The organism is Ignavibacteriales bacterium, from assembly GCA_026390775.1.
Lineage (GTDB): Bacteria > Bacteroidota > Ignavibacteria > Ignavibacteriales > Melioribacteraceae > Fen-1258.
On record JAPLFF010000007.1, the window covers coordinates 885,360 to 902,097 of the forward strand.

Genomic DNA, 16,738 nt, shown 5'->3' on the forward strand with positions numbered 1-16,738 from the left:
GTGCAAACCACCAGCAAGTATGAGAAGAATTAAAGAGGTTTGAATTTAGCAGTGAAATGTCTCAGCATCGGAGCTTCGTAAATTATTTTGTAGCCTTTCATTTTACTTCTATTCTTATAAACCTCGATTAAAACTTCAGCAACGTAATCAACATGACTTTGTGTATAAACTCTTCTTGGAATTGCGAGACGCACAAGTTCCATCATCGCCGGAATTAATTTTCCTTGTTTATCATATTTTCCAAACATAATACTGCCGATTTCGCACGCTCGTATTCCGCCTTCAATATAAATTTCGCACACAATTGAATGTCCGGGATATTGTTCCGCTGGAATATTAGGAAGAAATCTTTTTGCATCAATGTAAATTGCATGTCCGCCCGGCGGTTCAATAATTGGAATTCCGGCACTCAACATTTTTTCTCCGAGATATTCCGTACTGCGAATTCTGTATTCTAGATAATGCTCATCAACAACTTCTTCCAAACCTTGAGCAATGGCTTCAAGATCTCGTCCCGCTAATCCGCCGTAAGTTGGAAATCCTTCCGTAACAATTAGAAGATTGCGGCATTTCATCGCGAGTTCATCATCGTTGAGTGAAAGCCATCCGCCAATATTTACAAGCGCATCTTTCTTTGCGCTCATTGTTGAACCATCTGCGTATGAAAACATTTCCTGGCAAATTTCCAGAACGGATTTATTCTCGTAACCTTTTTCCCGGAGTTTGATGAAATAAGCGTTCTCTGCAAAACGGCATGCATCAAGGAATAAAGGTAAGCCGTATTTCTTACACACATCTTTTACTTCTCTAATATTTTGCATCGAAACAGGTTGACCGCCGCCGGAATTGTTTGTTACCGTTAGAACAATGAGAGGAATATTTTCTTTGCCAACTTTTTTAATGAACGCTTCGAGAGCTTCAACATCCATATTGCCTTTGAATGGTGCGCGCTGCTCGGGATGTTTCCCAATTTCCACCAAAAGATCAACAGCTTCAGCGCCGCTGAATTCTATGTTTGCACGTGTTGTATCGAAAAATGTATTACTCGCAAAATGTTTTCCCGGTCCGCCCAGAATTGAAAAAATAATTTTTTCGGCGGCTCTTCCTTGATGAGTTGGAATGATAAATTCATCGCCGGTAATTTTTTTAACTGCCGCTTCAAAATTGTAAAAACTTTTTGCGCCCGCATACGATTCATCACCTCGCATTATCCCCGCCCATTGTTCGGAACTCATTGCAGATGTTCCGCTATCGGTTAAAAGATCAATCAGTACATCATCGGCATGAATCAAAAAAGTATTGTAACCGGCTTCTTCTAAAATTTTAACTCGCTCTTCTCTTGTGGTAAATCTGATTGGTTCAATGGATTTGATTTTAAATGGCTCAATAATGGTTTTCATGAAATCCTCAGTGTAGGATGAAATTTTTTTCTTTGAACAAAATTACGAATTCCCTTTCAAACAACCTTCGAGGTTTTCGGTTTTAACCTCGAAGGTCTTAAGTAGGAATTGTTAAAAACACTATGTAAAGCATACTTGACTTATTGTAAAGAATACTATAAGTTAGGTTTAGCAACTAATTTGGTTAGAGGTCAATATGAAAAACATTCTAAAGAATTTTTCGTTTCCTTATAAGACATCAATTTTGATTTTATCATCGGTAGTTCTTTTTGTACCAATGTTTGTTTTTGCGATGTTACCAATCGAGCAGATAATTCGTATCCCAAAATATATTCATCGAGCCACTCTTTTCCTTTCAACTTTGTTAGGGACGATTGGATTTATCTACTGTACTCTGGGATATCATTTCCAAATTCTACGCGGAGATGAAGTAAAACTAAAGATCCATTTAGAATCTTTGAACATTGCCTTTACAACCACTTTAGTTTTTCTTTTCGCATTAATTTTTGTTTTTCTGAATTTCGCACCGACAATGCTCAATTACATATTGGTAATTCTTTCAGTGATTGCAATTATAGCTTATGTACTGGGTGCAGAGTTTGTAAAAGAGAAGTACGAATGAAAAACACACTCCACATATTGCGGGCTGAACGAAGGTTATCTCAAGAAGATCTTGCAAAACTTGTGGATGTTTCCCGTCAAACAATTAATGCAATTGAACGGGAAAAGTATGACCCAAGTCTACCGCTTGCGTTAAAGATTGGAAAGGTATTTGGTAAAAAAGTTGAAGAAATATTTTTTCTGGAGAAGACAAAATGAATTTAACAAAATTTTTTGTTGTCGAAATAGTTTGCGGAATTTTACTTTTAAGTTTTTTCATTACCTGCCTCTTTATTCCAGCAAATCACTTCATTATGATCGTGGTGGGCATTGCGAATGTTATATTAGTCTTAAACCCGGTAACTTATATCTATAGAAAAAAACAAGATCTGCATAAAGAAGAAATACTTGTTCTAGAAATCTCATTGACTATTTCATCAATAATTTTCCTCATTGTAATGGTTTTGTTCCTCACACTTGGAAGTAATTTAAAAACTTTTTCTGGTGAGTTATTACAAAAATATTTACCATTTTTTTTAGCCCCGCTTTTTATTCTTCTTCGTTCAACATTAGGAATATTTTTAACTAACATTGAATTCATTAAGAACAAGATAAAAAATCATAAGAAATCGTTAAACGAAGTTTTTAATTCAGATTCTTACATTGAAATGAATAAGTCTTTCTTCGGACTTATTTTTTTGATCGGGATATTCTTTTTCTTCTTTGCTTATTATCAAGTCATAATAGGACGCTCATTTGTTTTCTTAACACCAATTCTAATAGGTGGTCAATACTACGACTACAGAAGTAAAATAAAAAATAAACTTAAAAGAGAATTTGATGAGCGAGAAAAATTTCTTCTATTTAAGACATTAAGCTTTGCGGGACTTATTTTTATTATTGCTCTTTCAATTCTTTTTTACCTAAATGATATAATTATTTTTGGATACAAAATAAATGTTATTTGGGGAGTTCTCATATTTCCGCTTTTCCTTCTTTCGTGGGGAATTGTTGGATTAATCATTGTTAGAAATGAGTAAAATTGTTTTCTATGAAATAAATTATCAAGAAGAGATCGTTCTGATAAAAAAGTGGAAGAAATATCCTTTTTGAAAGGGAGAAATAAAATGAAATTTAGATATTACTTTGAAGCTATAGTTGGAACGTTTTGTTTTATAGCGATCCTAATATTCGGTGCAGTCGGAGGTGCCTCGTTATCTTTTTTAGCTTTCTTACCTGTAATCACGTGGAAGAAAAAAGTAATACCGGACGAGAGAGAACTACAGCTCTTTTACAAAACGGGAAATCTAACCTATGGATTACAGTTTGTAGCATTAACTATAATATATTTTATCACTGATAAAACTGTTAACGGGCATCTAATCTTAGATAGCTGGCTAACCTTATCAATATCTTCAATCACAATGGTTCATGGTATTGCGGGATTAATCTTTCTTAAGAAAGGTTAACACTCCAAAATCTTCATAAAAAGTTATTATTCCATTCTTGCTTCATGTAATTTTTTTGTTAAATTTGGTTCAGCAAACCTCACTAAACAATTAAATAAACGAGGAGAAGTAATATGGAAGAAATGCAAAACCAAGAAGCTCCAAAAATGTCCTCTGTTGAACAAGAAGAATTTGAAATGAGCCACACTGATAAACTGGTTGGTGTATTCTCCGAACCAGATGCCACGTTTTCAAAGATGTCAAAATTTCCTCCGAAGACTGCCGATTGGGTAATTCCAATTTTAATCGTAATAGTTATTACTATACTTTCTCAATTTTTAATGATGAACAATCCTACTATAAAAGCCGCATTAGTAGAAAAACAGATGGCGGCTGTTGAAAAATCATTCAATGATGCAGTTGCTAAAGGGCAAATGACACAAGCTCAAGCCGATCAACGGCTTGAATCTACTAGAGATCAATTGGGACAAAGCGGTGGCGCAATACGAATGATTAGTGTTTTTGTAGGAATTCCGTTTGGTGTTTTTCTCTATTTCTTTATTGTCTCCGGAGTGTACTTAATTCTTGCAAAATTTGTTTTAAAAGGCACAGGAACTTATAAAGAAGCAATGGTGGCGTATGGTTTACCTCATTATATTCTCGCCATTCAAGCGATAGTTATGGTTATTGCCGCATTAGCAATGAATAAACTTTTTACGGGAACAAGCGTTGCTGATTTTATAGGTACTGAAAAAAATACAATTGCAGGATTCATATTAGGAAAACTTGATGTCTTTTCAATCTGGTTTTATGTTGTGTTCGGTGTAGCTTTGGCAAAAATGTTTAAGAGCAGCAATACACTGAAATATATAATTGGAATTGTTGCTGTATGGTTGGGATTTGGATTACTTTTCTTTGCATTAGCTAAGTCTGTTCCTTTCTTAAGTTTCTTGGCAGGATAAATTTATTTTGAGTTTTTCAAAACCCAACTTCAAAGAAGAAGTTGGGTTTTTTATTTCATAAGCCTTCTTATTTCACTTTCACTAATTTTTTAACACTTCCAACTTTTAAATCTTCTAATAAAATATTCATAATTCTAACACGAACAAGCCGAAGAGTAGGATAACCAATTGCAGCGGTCATTCTTCTCACTTGTCTGTTTCTTCCTTCAATCAATGTTATACTTAACCAGAAAGTTGGAATATTTTTCCTTTCACGGATCGGCGGAATGCGCGGTGGAAAATTTGGATCAACAATTATTTTTACTTTTGCCGGAAGAGTTTTCCCGTCTTTCAAAATAATTCCGTCACGGAGTTTTTGTAATTCTTGTTCTGCGGGAATTCCTTCCACCTGAACAAAGTATTCGCGTTCATGTTTATTCTTTGGATTAAGAAGGTAATCCGTTAATGATTTATCGTCAGTCAAAAGTAGAAGTCCTTCACTATCCATATCCAACCTTCCCACCGGATAAACATCTTTGGGAAATCTATAAAGCGACGGTATTGTTCTGCGATTCTCTTTATCGGTGAATTGTGTTAATACACCGTAAGGTTTGTATAGAATGAAATATTTTTTATCGGTTATCATTTTCTTGTTGTCCCCTAGCCCCTCTCCTTTTTAAGGAGAGGGAAACAGGGTGAGGTTAAATTATACTTTGCGGATCAATATCTATTATCAGTTTAATATCTCTGTAACGTGATCTTTGATTGAATTCCACAAACGAATTTAAAATTGCATTACGCAATTGTTTACCGGACGGATCAAATTTTTTGTGGCTCTTAATTAAAATTTGGAAACGATACATTCCTTTAATTTTATAAATGATAGCTTCAGTTGGCGGAGTCATTTTCAAACCTTTGCCATGCTTTCGTAAATAATCAAAAAACTCCCGGATTCCAGCTTGTACACGATCTTCTTTTTCGTCTTTCATTTCGATTAGACCAATACGCGTGAACGGCGGGTATTCTCCTTGTTCACGCAATAGAATTTCTCTTTCGTAAAATCCTTTGTAATCATTCATCAGCACTTTTTGTAGAACAAAATGTTTTTGGTTCTGTGTTTGAATAATTACCTCGCCTTCTTTCTCGCTTCTACCGCTTCTACCGGCAACCTGTGTAAGAAGTTGAAATGTTCTTTCATCAGCACGGAAGTCCGGTATCCATAAAGAAGTTTCTGCGGCAACAACACCAACTAAAGTTACATTTGAAAAATCCAATCCTTTAGAAACCATTTGTGTCCCGACGAGGATATCTATCTCACCTTTTCTAAAACTGTTTAATATTTCTCCCAACTTCCCTTTTTTATTTATTGAATCCGAATCAACACGCTCTATCTTTGCACTCGGGAAATAATAATCGAGTTCATCTTCAACACGCTGTGTACCTGTTCCGAAAAATTTTAACGCAAGAGAACCGCAGTTTGTACAAGCTTTAGGAACATGTTTAACTATACCGCAGTAATGGCACTGCAAAATATTTTTATTCAGATGATGAACCATTGAGACAGAACAATCCGGGCAGGTAACAACTTCTCCGCAATCATTACAAAAAACTTGGGTTGCAAATCCTCTCCGGTTCTGTAATATTATTACACTCTCTTTTTTCTTTAGACGATTTCCTATTTCATCGAGGATCTCGCGGGAAAAAATGCTCTCCATCCGTTTCATTTTCTTTTCGATCGTTACATCTACAAGTTTTATCAATGGAAGTTTTGCATTATCAATCCGGTCCGGTAATTCTAATAAATTATATTTTCCGTTAAGTGCATTGTACATACTTTCAACGGAAGGCGTAGCAGAGCCAAGTACAACCGGGCATTCGCTAAACTTAGCTCTTATAATCGCGGCATCTCTTGCATGATATTTCGGCACCAGATCATATTGCTTATAACTTTGATCATGTTCTTCATCAACAACAATCAAACCGATATTTTGAAGCGGTGCAAACAATGCAGAGCGCGGACCTATTACAACTTTGGATTTTCCCGCAATTATTCTGCGCCATGAATCGTAACGCTCGCCAAGAGACATTCTGCTGTGCAAAACTGCGGTGAGATCGCCGAAGTAGTTATAGAATCGTGAGGTGATTTGCGGAGTAAGGGAAATTTCCGGAACGAGTATTATTACACTCTTTCCCTTCTCGATAATTTTTTTTGCAAGTTCGATATAAACTTGTGTCTTACCGCTTCCTGTAATTCCATGAAGAAGAAATGTTTCAAAAGTATTTTTTTCTATAGTATCATTTATACGGTTTACAATTTGCAATTGTGGTTCCGTTAAGATTATCTGTTTCGATTCTTCTTTATATGTTTCAGTATAAACACGTTCTATTTCTTTATCAAAAATTTTTACTAATCCTTTTTTCTCTAAACTATTAACCGTAGATGCTGCGGATTTTGTTTTTCGTAAGAGCTCACTTAATGCAACTGGTTCTTTAGATGAAAGTAATTCCAGCAAGAGAACAACTTGTTTGGGAGATTTTTTTTCTATCTCCGGCATTTGTTCATAAATTTCATCAATTGATTTTTCAATCTTTACAAATTTTACCATTTTTGCTTTAACTTTTGCGGCGCTTGTTTCATCCAGAAGAGTTACTGCGCCAATCTTTTCGAATGAACGGAGTAGTGAATAAATATTTTTATTCTTCACTTCTTTCTGAAGAGTAAAAATACTATGAACTTCTTTTTGAGAAAATGCAGTGAGAAGTTTTGCGCAGAGCGATGTTTTCTTTCTTTCTTGATTTAAAAGCTTTTCACAAAAGTCTTTATCACTTACAATTCTACGTTTAGACTCAATCTCTGTTCCATACGGTACAGAATTTTTAAGAGCTTCACCTAACGAGCTCAGGTAATATTCGGAGATCCATTCATAAAATTTAAGCGCTGTTCTATCGAAGATTGGTTTTTCATCAAGTACGTCGCGTATCGGTTTTATCTTTTCTTTTATATCTGCCATTTTCGAATTAGATATTACAAATCCCGTAAGCACACGCTTACCAAACGGTGCAACTACACGTACACCAACTTTAACGGAATCAGTTAATTCATCCGGAATAGAATAAGTGAACGCTTTTCTAAATGGCAATGGAAATACTACTTGGCAAAACATTTTTTTCGCTCTCGGCTTTCGTCTCTCAGCAATCAGCTCAAAAGCTAAACGCTGATTGCTGAATGCTATTTATTCAAATATAATCAATGCAATAATGGATTGCATAAACGGTGCAGTTCTTTTAACTTTGCAGCCATCAATAATAAAACATAGTGGAGTTTTAATGAAAAGATTAATTGTATTGGTTTTTCTTTTAGCTATAACTTTTGTAAAAGCAGAAGATCAGAAATTTGGAAAGGCGATCACACTAAAAGAAAAAACTTCTATTTCGAAAATTCTTTCTTCACCGGATAAATTTGACGGCAAGGTAGTTCTTGTTGAAGGAAAAATTCTTGGCGTTTGCGAAGATAAAGGATGCTGGATTGAAATTGCAGGCACAAAGAAGAATGAGAAGATCAAAGTAAAAGTTGAAGACGGCGTAATTGTATTTCCAAAAGATAGTAAAGGTAAAACCGCTTTGGTGGAAGGAATTGTTTCTCAGGCTGATCCCAAAGCCGTTTGCGATGAAACAAAAGAAAGTAAAACTCAAGATGCAAAAGCAACTAAAGAAATGAAGGAAAAAAAGGATGGCGGTTGCTGCGCTGATAAATCCAAAGAGGCTAAAGATTCCAAAGGAAAAAACTGCTGTGCTGACCAGAAAGTTGCAAAGGTTTACCAGATACAAGGCAATGGTGCGGTAATTAGATAGTTCACAGTAAACAGTTTACAGTAAAAAGCCCTCAACATTGTGAGGGCTTTTTGTTTTAATTAAGTGCAGTAAGATGCGGATTAATTTTACTAACTAAATGAGATTTCGGAACTGCGCCGATTACAGTATCAACCATTTTTCCATTCTTGAAAATTCCTAAAGTGGGAATGCTTCTAATTCCATATTGTGCAGATATTCCAGAATTTTCATCTGTGTTTACTTTTACAACTTTTAATTTTCCGGCAAGATCGTTTGCAATTTCTTCTACTATCGGAGCTACCATTCTACATGGTCCGCACCATGGCGCCCAGAAATCAACTAAAACCGGTGTATCAGATTGTAAAACTTCTTGTGCGAAATTGGAATCCGTTCCTTCTATTATATTCTTCATATTATTCTCCTTAAAAAATTTTTGTGTTGATTTGATGCAGAGAATTTAGAAAGGATTCGGAGATACTAAGAAGAACAAGATCATGAGCAAGAGCACGATTTAAGATCTCATACCCTTGCTCTTATTTTTAATCTTGATCTGTTACTTGGTTACAACTTTTCCGTCTTTATCTAATAATATAGGATCGCCGAGACCAAGTTCTTTCAACTTATCGAATTGTGTGGCTTTATCACCAACGATCAAATAAATCAATTTATCCGGATGAATTAATTTCTGTGCTAATTTTGTATGTTCTTCCGGTGTCATCTTTTGTACAATTGCTTCTCGTTGTTTTATGTAATCGAATGGAAGATTGTACATAACAACAGGCAGCAACATTCCGTTAAGCTGCATCAATGTTTCAAACCGTCCTGAATTGCTCTTTAATAAAGTACTCTTTACTAGATCCAGATCTTCTTTCGAAATTTCTTCAGTATACTTTTTAATTTCATCCCGGACAATCTGAGTAGACTCGAATGTTGAATTAGACTGGACCGCAGAAGATGCAAGAAATTGTCCTGCATAAGTTGCACCGCTAAAACCCGAACGAGCTCCGTACGTAAAAGATTTTTTCTCACGCAAAATCATGTTCAATATTCCGTTGAAGTCACCACCAAGTCTATGATTTATTACAACAGCTTTATAATAATCCGGATTAGTGTAGCTTGGTCCTACATGTCCCGCAAAGACTTGTGATTGTTTTGCCTTCGGAACATCTACAAAATAAATACCCGGTTTCGCGGGAGTAAGACTTGTGACATTGGGAATTTTCACTTCTTTTGCATTCCAGTCTTTCAAACCATTGAACAATGCAACTGCTTTCTCTTGTGTTACATCTCCTACTATACTGATTTTACAAACTGAAGGTGAAAAATATTGTTCGTAGTATTTCTTCAAATCATCGAGAGTAATTTTACCGACTGATTTGATTGTTCCAGCGGATTCATTTGCTAAGATATTATCAGAACCGTAAACCAATTTACTGAACACACTTTGAGCAATAGATGCCGGAGAAGTTTCAGTTCTTTTTAGTCCTTCAATCGTCTGGCTTTTAGAAAGATCGAATTCTTTTTCATCCCAGCGTGGTTTGAACAACATTTCTTTTGCAAGAGCAAATGTTTCATTCAGTTTGCTTGCAAGACAACTTCCTGAAATTGTAATTGATTCACCTCCACCATTAACATTTATGTTTGCGCCTAAATCTTGTATTGCTTCTTGCAGTTCTACAGGTGTTTTCGTTTTAGTTCCTTGGTTCATTAATCGTGCTGTTAATGAACCAACTCCAATCAAATCCGGATTGTCAAGAAGCATTCCGCCTTTTAGAATAACTGAGAATTGAACCAGAGGTAATTCACTTTGTTTAATTCCGTAAACTGGAATTTCGTTAATGGTTTTATCTTTCCAAATTTTAGGAATATTTACAACTGGATCAGGACCTTTAACCGGTTCTTTAGTTCTATCAATCTTCGAAGGAATTGGAACATATGGAGCATTTACAATATCTTTTTTCTTAGTCCCTTGTTTCTCTATCGATTCTTCTTGAACCACCCACAATTTTGAATTAGGGGCAGCTAAATCTGCTTTACCTTTGGGAACGATGCTGGTGAGAAGATAATTCTGGCCTTTAATATATTTGTTGTAAACTCTCCATACGTCTTCTTTGGTAACACTCATTCTATTTTTAAGATCGGTTGCTATATAATCCGGTGAACCGTTAAAAATATTATAATCGCCAAGACGCATTGCTTTACCCAAAACACTGGCGCTCTGACTGTAAAAACCATATTCAATTCCAGCTTTCTGTCTTTCTACATCTTTATCTGTGAATCCTTCCTTTTCAAATCTTTGGAATGCTTCTTTAACTGCATCTTCTACATCTCCCAATTTTACTGTTGGGAAAGCAGTGATAGCAATATCAAACGTTCCCGCAATTTCGCTGCTGCTTTGGCGCGCGCTAACAGATGGTGCAAGTTTTTTCTCTTCTACAATTACTTTGTACAACGGTGATTTTTTACTTCCGGCAAATATGCGTCCGAAAAATTCAAGTGCATAAGCATCTTTATTAAATTCTTCAATCGTAGGATATTCCATTCCCAATCTAGGAGCGTTTGCAAGATTATCTTCACAGTATGATCTTATAGTTTCTTTCAGAGTAACCGGCATTTTCGGAAGCGGTGCTGGTGCGGGTCCGGATTTGATTTCAGCAAAATATTTATCAATCCATTTTTTTGTCTGAGTAACATTAATGTCTCCCGCAACAATCAGAGTTGCATTACTTGGCGCATAATATTTAGCATGGAAATCAATAACATCTTGAAGCGATGCTGTGGCAAGATCTTCCAATTCACCAATAACAGTATGTCCGTAAGGATGTGTTGGCGGATACATTAACTTAGTGGACATATATTGACTTTGTGAATAATCTCTGTTATCGCCTTGCCGTTTTTCATTTTGGACAACGTTCTGCTGTGTAACAAATGTCTCTTGATTAACTTTGCTTAACAAGAAACCCATTCTATCTGATTCCATCCACAAAGCCATTTCAATTGCATTCTTCGGAATCACTTCAAAATAATTAGTTCTGTCTTCATTTGTTGAACCGTTTACATTTGATGCGCCAGCAGTCTGAAGTTTTTTGAACCATTGTCCTTGCGGAACGTCTTGCGACTCGTTGAATCTCAAGTGTTCGAACAAATGAGCAAATCCTGTTTTGCCTTGAACTTCTCTTGCAGAACCAACATGATAAACTACATAAACTGCAGCGATCGGATCTGATTTGTCAACATGTAGAATTACATTCATCCCGTTAGAAAGTTTGTACTTTTCATACGGAATCTTGAATTCCTTTTTCTTTTCTCCGCCAAATATTGTTATGCTAAAGCAGAGCATAAGAGCAATAAAAATAAATGATCGTTTGTGTTTCATTATTCCTCCAAGGAATTATTTGTTGTCTGTGTTTTTATCTGAAAAGATATTGCTGCGGTCATAAAGAGAGAGTTGTTTGTTTTCTATTTAACAATTTAGTTTTTTTTAACTATCAAAAGAGGGGGATTTATGTTGTTAACATTTTTTAACAATTAAGACGGATTTAACAAATCAATAATGTCTTGATGAATCTTTCCCGCAGTTGCAACAATACTGTTTCCTTTCAGCGGATCGTTTCCGTGATAATCAGTAATTGTTCCACCCGCACCGCGGATAATTGGAATAAGTGCGAATAGATCCCACGGATTCATAATCGGATCAATCATAATATCGGCATACCCAGTTGCAACAAGATAGTAACCGTAACAATCGCCCCATTGGCGATAGAGTTTTACTTTGTGAACCAGTTCATCAAATTTTATAATGTTCTGATACTTCTCAATGTTAAGTTGATCAGTCGTAAGCAAAACCGCTTCAGAAAGATTATTGCACTCTCTCACGTAAACTTGCTTTCCGTTTAATTCTGTTGCGTGATTATCTCCAATTAAAAATTCATTGAGTATCGGTTGATTTATAACGCCCAGAATCGGTTCACCGTTTTTAAGTAGTGCGATCAGAGTTCCAAACGTAACAGTCCCGCATATAAAACTTTTCGTTCCGTCAATCGGATCTAAAACCCATTTGTATCCCGCGTTCGGATTATGTTCACCAAATTCCTCGCCGAGTATTCCGTGATTTGGAAATTTTTTCATAATCGCCTCGCGCATAAACTCTTCTGCTTTTTTATCAGCGATTGTTACGGGCGATTGATCGGGCTTGTTCTCAACGGTTATTCCGGTTCGCCAGTAGTGTTTAATGATCTTTCCGCTTTCATCAGCAAGCCATTTACAGAAATGCCGTAACTCATTTAACTCTTGCATATCGTCACCATAATTTAATTGAGCAACTATTTCAAATATATTCGTTTAACAATTCGTTCACAAAAGTTATATTTTCGTATCATCAATGAGTTTAGTTAAAGCAAATAGCGAAAGTATTCAGCAAGCGGCAGAAATTATTAAACGCGGCGGACTTGTTGCATTTCCTACTGAAACCGTTTACGGTTTAGGCGCCGATGGATTAAATCCGATCGCAGTTGCAAAAATATTTGAGGTGAAGAAACGCCCTTCATTCAATCCTCTGATACTCCATATTGCCGATAAAGATTCACTTGAAAAATTCTCTCCTATTAAAAATGAAAAAATTGATCTGTTGATTGAAAAATTTTGGCCCGGACCCCTAACATTGGTTTTACCAAAAACAGAAATCGTTCCGGATATAGTTACATCGGGAAATCCAACAGTAGCAGTAAGAATGCCGAATCATCCAATAGCTCTTCAATTAATTGAATCATGCGGAACACCAATCGCCGCACCAAGTGCAAACAAATTTGGTCATCTAAGTCCAACCGAAGCAAAACATGTTGAGAAATATCTCGGTGATAAAGTTGATATGATTCTTGATGGAGGAAAAAGTTCTATCGGTGTTGAATCAACTATAATTCAATTTTATGAAAATGAGTTTTATCTTTTACGTCCGGGCGGTTTATCCAAAGAGGAAATTGAAAATGAAATTGGAAAAATAAAAACCAGAAAGGTTGATATAAACAAACCAACAGCACCAGGACAACTTCCTTTTCATTATTCACCGCAAACTCCTTTAAAGTTTTTCAATAAGAAATTTCTTGATAAAAATAAAAAAATCGGTGCCCTTTTCTTCAAAGAGAATAAAATTGATTTCCCGTTTGTTGATGTAAAGCTTCTTTCTATGGCGGGAGATTTAAGAGAAGCTGCTGCAAATCTTTTTTCACATCTTCACGAACTCGAAAAAAGTAATCTTGATTTGATTCTAGTTGAACCAGTTGAAGAAAAAGGTTTAGGAAGAGCAATAATGGACCGGTTGAGAAAGGCAGCGAATAAACTTAAGTAATTACATTTAGATTGACTGCACTAAGTAAAAACTTGGATATTCACTAATGAAATAGTAGGAGAATAATTTGGAGATGAAACGTTCTTTTCTCTATGCTTGTTAAAATATTAACAATACGACAGAAATAGTTAAAAAAGAGATTATTCCCCAGAAACAGAATATTCAAGATTGGCTAATTTTATCTACATTCTGTCTGAAACGATTTTTATATTTCAATTAGGTTTATTATATACTATACAGATGAGCGATAACATCAAAATAGAAAGACATAAAACATTTGAGAGACTGAATGAAAAAGCTCGGTCTATGGAAGAATTAAAATTAGCTCTCTATGCTTTAAACTCTATCAGCGAATGCATTTCAATTACAGATTTAAATGAAAAGATACTTTACGTTAACGATGCATTTTTAAAAACATATGGATATAGTCTTTCCGAGCTGGTAGGACAATCTATTACAATTATACGTTCAGACAAAAACGACCTTCAGACTATCAGCCAAATTCATCCATCAACTATCAAGCAAGGTTGGCGCGGTAAATTATGGAATAAGCGAAAAGATAACACGGAATTTCTTATTGAATTATATACAACCACAGCCCGCGATGAAAATGGAGATCTGGTAGCTCGTGTTGGAGTAGCGCGAGATTTAACTGAAGAGATAAAATCTGAGAATATTCTTCGTGAAGCTCAGATTAGATTTAAGGAACTATTTACAGAATTGAAAGATGCTGTCTATGAAAGCAACCCAGAAGGAAAATTTATTGCTTTAAATCCCGCCGGAATGGAGATGTTTGGTGTTTCATCAATAGATAATGATGAACTGAAAAATCTGGATATAGGAAAAATATTTTATTTGGATGAAAGAGAAAGAAATAAATTTAAGCAAGAACTTGAAAAGAACGGCTTTGTAAAAGACTATGAAATAAATATTCGAAGGCTGAATGGAACTGTTGCTACAGTTCATGAAACTTCACTTGCGATAAAAGACAGCAGCGGCAAAATAATAGCATATAGAGGAATACTTCGGGATATAACTGAACAAAAAAAGAGCGAGGGTAAGTTAAAGCAATTAATTGAACGTTTGGAATATATAAATAATCAGTTAAAAATTTCTGAAGAAGAACTAAAGAACGCCAACGCCTCTAAAGATAAATTCTTTTCTATTATAGCACATGATCTGAGAAGTCCGTTTAGCTCTCTTTTAAGTTTTTCGGAATTTCTCGTTGACGATATTGATGAACTTCCGAAAGAAGATATTAAATCATTCGCGGAAAAAATCCACGAATCAGCAAAAAACGTTTTTACTCTTCTTGAAAATCTTCTTCAATGGTCCAAAATCCAATCCGGTAAAATCCCGTATCAGCCATCAAACTTTAATATTTCGTTTAAGATAAATCAGATTATCTCACTTCTTACAGATAATGCAACGAACAAAAAAATTCATCTCGTAAATGAAGTTTCACCGAATGTAGTTGTCTTTGCCGATGAAGACATGATTTCTTCAGTTATTCAGAATCTGCTTTCAAATGCTATAAAATTTACAAATGAATCAGGTTCCGTTCTTTTCCGTTCGCTTATCAAAGCAAGCTCTGTAGATATTTCAGTTACAGATACAGGTGTAGGCATTAAAGAAGAAGATCTGCCGAAACTTCTTCGAATAGATGTTCATCATACTACATACGGAACTAAAGATGAAAAAGGAAGCGGACTTGGATTAATTATCTGCAAAGAAATGATAGAACGAAACCGCGGCAAGATCCATGTTGAGAGCAAAGTTGGAGTGGGTACAACATTTACATTTACACTTCCAAAAGCTTAATCAGGTGAAAGTTACTTAGCATTAGGAATATTTCCATAAAGTTAAACGATTTGTTCTTATCGGAGAAATAATTTATGTCAAAAGAAATGATTCTTGAAAAAATTGATCAAGCAGCAAAAATATTAAACGAAAAAAATATTGATATGTGGATGACATACGTCCGTGAAACCGGAAACATGAAAGATCCTATGATGGATATGATGGTTGGAACAGGAGCGACATGGCAATCTGCTTTTATTATAACAAAGAGCGGAGACACACACGCTGTAATCGGATCGCTTGAATTAGAAAACATGAAAACTGTGGGGACATATAAAAATATTCACAGCTATCTAAAATCTGTAAAAGAAAAACTAATCGAAGTATTAGATTCCATAAAACCGACAAAGATCGCCATTAATTATTCGCACAACTCATCACTTGCAGACGGGTTAACGCATGGGTTATATCTTGAATTAATGGATCTCTTAAAAGACACAAAATACGTTAACGCGTTTATCTCATCAGAAGAAATTATTGCTTCATTAAAAGGAAGAAAATCTGCAGGCGAACTTGCAAACATGAAAGAAGCAATTAAAGAAACTTTGAAGATCTTTGATGAAGTAACAAAGTTTCTAAAACCAGGAATAACAGAAAAGCAAGTTGCACAATTCGTTCTCGATCTCTGCAATAAAAAAGGATTAGAACTTTCCTGGGATGTAGAACATTGTCCGGCTGTATTTTCCGGACCAAATACTGCGGGCGCACATTCGGGACCAACAAACCGTGTTGTAGAAACCGGTCATGTTGTGAATATGGATTTTGGTGTTAAGTATAATGGTTACTGTTCCGATCTTCAGAGAACATGGTACATTTGCTTTCCGCATGAAGATAAAGCTCCGGCAGATGTTCAGCGCGGTTTTGATGTTATTAAGGAATCAATCACAAGAGCAGCTAACGAATTGAAGCCCGGTAAAAAAGGTTGGGAGATAGATGAGATAGCACGCAATTTTATTCAAATAAAAGGTTACGAAGAATATCCGCACGGACTTGGTCATCAAGTTGGTAGATTTGCACACGACGGTGGCGCATTGCTAGGACCTAAATGGGAACGATATGGAAATCTACCAATGCTAGAAGTTGAAGAAGGAAATGTTTTTACAATAGAACCAAGATTAACAATTCCAAACTACGGCATTGCTACAATTGAAGAAGAAGTTTTAATAACAAAAGATGGCTGTGAATTCCTTTCCGAAAGACAGAATGAAATTTATCTAATAAAATAAATTCTGTTGTTTTTATTCCTCCTCTCAATCCGAGAGGAGGATTCTATTATCTCGTTTTATATCACTTCTATAAAATTTCTATTGCACT

General features: G+C 35.5%; 15 protein-coding genes. 9 read left to right on the forward strand and 6 right to left on the reverse strand.

The genetic code is table 11. The features are described from left to right. Positions 1 to 29: 29 nt before the first annotated feature. Entirely contained in the window at positions 30 to 1,400 is a 1,371-nt protein-coding gene (locus NTZ27_09160) for a tryptophanase (protein ID MCX6174905.1), read from the reverse strand. A 196-nt stretch (positions 1,401 to 1,596) separates the two neighbouring features. Between NTZ27_09160 and NTZ27_09165 the strand changes: the two genes are divergently transcribed. The 5 genes from NTZ27_09165 (at position 1,597) to NTZ27_09185 (ending at position 4,410) form a co-directional block, all read left to right on the forward strand. After that, positions 1,597 to 2,022: a hypothetical protein gene (locus tag NTZ27_09165; protein MCX6174906.1), complete on the forward strand. Its 426-nt coding sequence runs from the start codon at positions 1,597 to 1,599 to the stop codon at positions 2,020 to 2,022. Continuing rightward, the gene (locus tag NTZ27_09170) at positions 2,019 to 2,219 is read left to right on the forward strand and encodes a helix-turn-helix transcriptional regulator (GenBank protein ID MCX6174907.1); all 201 of its coding nucleotides are present in this window, start codon (positions 2,019 to 2,021) and stop codon (positions 2,217 to 2,219) included. The genes NTZ27_09165 and NTZ27_09170 overlap by 4 nt, the downstream gene beginning before the upstream one ends. After that, complete coding sequence (locus NTZ27_09175; GenBank protein ID MCX6174908.1) at positions 2,216 to 3,040, forward strand: hypothetical protein; 825 nt, start codon at positions 2,216 to 2,218, stop codon at positions 3,038 to 3,040. The genes NTZ27_09170 and NTZ27_09175 overlap by 4 nt, the downstream gene beginning before the upstream one ends. Positions 3,041 to 3,127: 87 nt before the next feature. Beyond that, a complete protein-coding gene (locus NTZ27_09180; GenBank protein ID MCX6174909.1) occupies positions 3,128 to 3,469 on the forward strand; it encodes a hypothetical protein in 342 nt (113 codons plus the stop codon). A 113-nt stretch (positions 3,470 to 3,582) separates the two neighbouring features. Continuing rightward, on the forward strand, positions 3,583 to 4,410 hold the full coding sequence (locus NTZ27_09185; protein MCX6174910.1) for a YIP1 family protein: 828 nt from the start codon (positions 3,583 to 3,585) through the stop codon (positions 4,408 to 4,410). Between the two features lie 67 nt (positions 4,411 to 4,477). On the opposite strand, the gene NTZ27_09190 is transcribed toward NTZ27_09185, so the two are convergent. Together NTZ27_09190 and priA are read right to left on the reverse strand one after the other, a co-directional pair. Then, positions 4,478 to 5,035 carry a pseudouridine synthase gene (locus NTZ27_09190; protein ID MCX6174911.1) on the reverse strand — a complete coding sequence of 186 codons (558 nt, stop codon included), beginning with the start codon at positions 5,033 to 5,035 and terminating at the stop codon, positions 4,478 to 4,480. Between the two features lie 55 nt (positions 5,036 to 5,090). Further along, positions 5,091 to 7,553: a primosomal protein N' gene (gene priA, locus NTZ27_09195; GenBank protein MCX6174912.1), complete on the reverse strand. Its 2,463-nt coding sequence runs from the start codon at positions 7,551 to 7,553 to the stop codon at positions 5,091 to 5,093. A 163-nt stretch (positions 7,554 to 7,716) separates the two neighbouring features. On the opposite strand from priA, the gene NTZ27_09200 reads away from it, so the two are divergent. Next, on the forward strand, positions 7,717 to 8,241 hold the full coding sequence (locus tag NTZ27_09200) for a DUF4920 domain-containing protein (GenBank protein ID MCX6174913.1): 525 nt from the start codon (positions 7,717 to 7,719) through the stop codon (positions 8,239 to 8,241). 55 nt (positions 8,242 to 8,296) lie between these two features. Here the strand turns inward: NTZ27_09200 and trxA are convergent, their stop codons facing one another. The 3 genes from trxA to hisN form a co-directional block, all read right to left on the reverse strand. After that, positions 8,297 to 8,632, reverse strand: coding sequence for a thioredoxin (gene trxA, locus NTZ27_09205; protein MCX6174914.1), 336 nt, complete (start codon positions 8,630 to 8,632; stop codon positions 8,297 to 8,299). Positions 8,633 to 8,773: 141 nt separating this feature from the next. Beyond that, positions 8,774 to 11,596 (reverse strand): pitrilysin family protein, encoded by a 2,823-nt coding sequence (locus NTZ27_09210; protein ID MCX6174915.1) that lies wholly within the window; start codon positions 11,594 to 11,596, stop codon positions 8,774 to 8,776. 152 nt (positions 11,597 to 11,748) lie between these two features. Next, on the reverse strand, positions 11,749 to 12,516 hold the full coding sequence (gene hisN, locus NTZ27_09215; GenBank protein MCX6174916.1) for a histidinol-phosphatase: 768 nt from the start codon (positions 12,514 to 12,516) through the stop codon (positions 11,749 to 11,751). Between the two features lie 85 nt (positions 12,517 to 12,601). Between hisN and NTZ27_09220 the strand changes: the two genes are divergently transcribed. The 3 genes from NTZ27_09220 to NTZ27_09230 all read left to right on the forward strand — a co-directional run bounded on the left by NTZ27_09220 (position 12,602) and on the right by NTZ27_09230 (position 16,650). Further along, complete coding sequence (locus NTZ27_09220; GenBank protein ID MCX6174917.1) at positions 12,602 to 13,564, forward strand: L-threonylcarbamoyladenylate synthase; 963 nt, start codon at positions 12,602 to 12,604, stop codon at positions 13,562 to 13,564. A gap of 168 nt (positions 13,565 to 13,732) precedes the next feature. Then, entirely contained in the window at positions 13,733 to 15,385 is a 1,653-nt protein-coding gene (locus NTZ27_09225; GenBank protein MCX6174918.1) for a PAS domain-containing sensor histidine kinase, read from the forward strand. A gap of 74 nt (positions 15,386 to 15,459) precedes the next feature. After that, positions 15,460 to 16,650, forward strand: coding sequence for a Xaa-Pro peptidase family protein (locus NTZ27_09230; protein ID MCX6174919.1), 1,191 nt, complete (start codon positions 15,460 to 15,462; stop codon positions 16,648 to 16,650). Positions 16,651 to 16,738 lie beyond the last annotated feature (88 nt).

Excerpts from the sequence above, each read along its gene's own strand:
- NTZ27_09160 (MCX6174905.1), bottom strand. The coding sequence starts at position 1,400 with ATGAAAACCATTATTGAGCCATTTAAAATCAAATCCATTGAACCAATC.
- NTZ27_09165 (MCX6174906.1), top strand. The coding sequence starts at position 1,597 with ATGAAAAACATTCTAAAGAATTTTTCGTTTCCTTATAAGACATCAATT.
- NTZ27_09170 (MCX6174907.1), top strand. The coding sequence starts at position 2,019 with ATGAAAAACACACTCCACATATTGCGGGCTGAACGAAGGTTATCTCAA.
- NTZ27_09175 (MCX6174908.1), top strand. The coding sequence starts at position 2,216 with ATGAATTTAACAAAATTTTTTGTTGTCGAAATAGTTTGCGGAATTTTA.
- NTZ27_09180 (MCX6174909.1), top strand. The coding sequence starts at position 3,128 with ATGAAATTTAGATATTACTTTGAAGCTATAGTTGGAACGTTTTGTTTT.
- NTZ27_09185 (MCX6174910.1), top strand. The coding sequence starts at position 3,583 with ATGGAAGAAATGCAAAACCAAGAAGCTCCAAAAATGTCCTCTGTTGAA.
- NTZ27_09190 (MCX6174911.1), bottom strand. The coding sequence starts at position 5,035 with ATGATAACCGATAAAAAATATTTCATTCTATACAAACCTTACGGTGTA.
- priA (MCX6174912.1), bottom strand. The coding sequence starts at position 7,553 with ATGTTTTGCCAAGTAGTATTTCCATTGCCATTTAGAAAAGCGTTCACT.
- NTZ27_09200 (MCX6174913.1), top strand. The coding sequence starts at position 7,717 with ATGAAAAGATTAATTGTATTGGTTTTTCTTTTAGCTATAACTTTTGTA.
- trxA (MCX6174914.1), bottom strand. The coding sequence starts at position 8,632 with ATGAAGAATATAATAGAAGGAACGGATTCCAATTTCGCACAAGAAGTT.
- NTZ27_09210 (MCX6174915.1), bottom strand. The coding sequence starts at position 11,596 with ATGAAACACAAACGATCATTTATTTTTATTGCTCTTATGCTCTGCTTT.
- hisN (MCX6174916.1), bottom strand. The coding sequence starts at position 12,516 with ATGCAAGAGTTAAATGAGTTACGGCATTTCTGTAAATGGCTTGCTGAT.
- NTZ27_09220 (MCX6174917.1), top strand. The coding sequence starts at position 12,602 with ATGAGTTTAGTTAAAGCAAATAGCGAAAGTATTCAGCAAGCGGCAGAA.
- NTZ27_09230 (MCX6174919.1), top strand. The coding sequence starts at position 15,460 with ATGTCAAAAGAAATGATTCTTGAAAAAATTGATCAAGCAGCAAAAATA.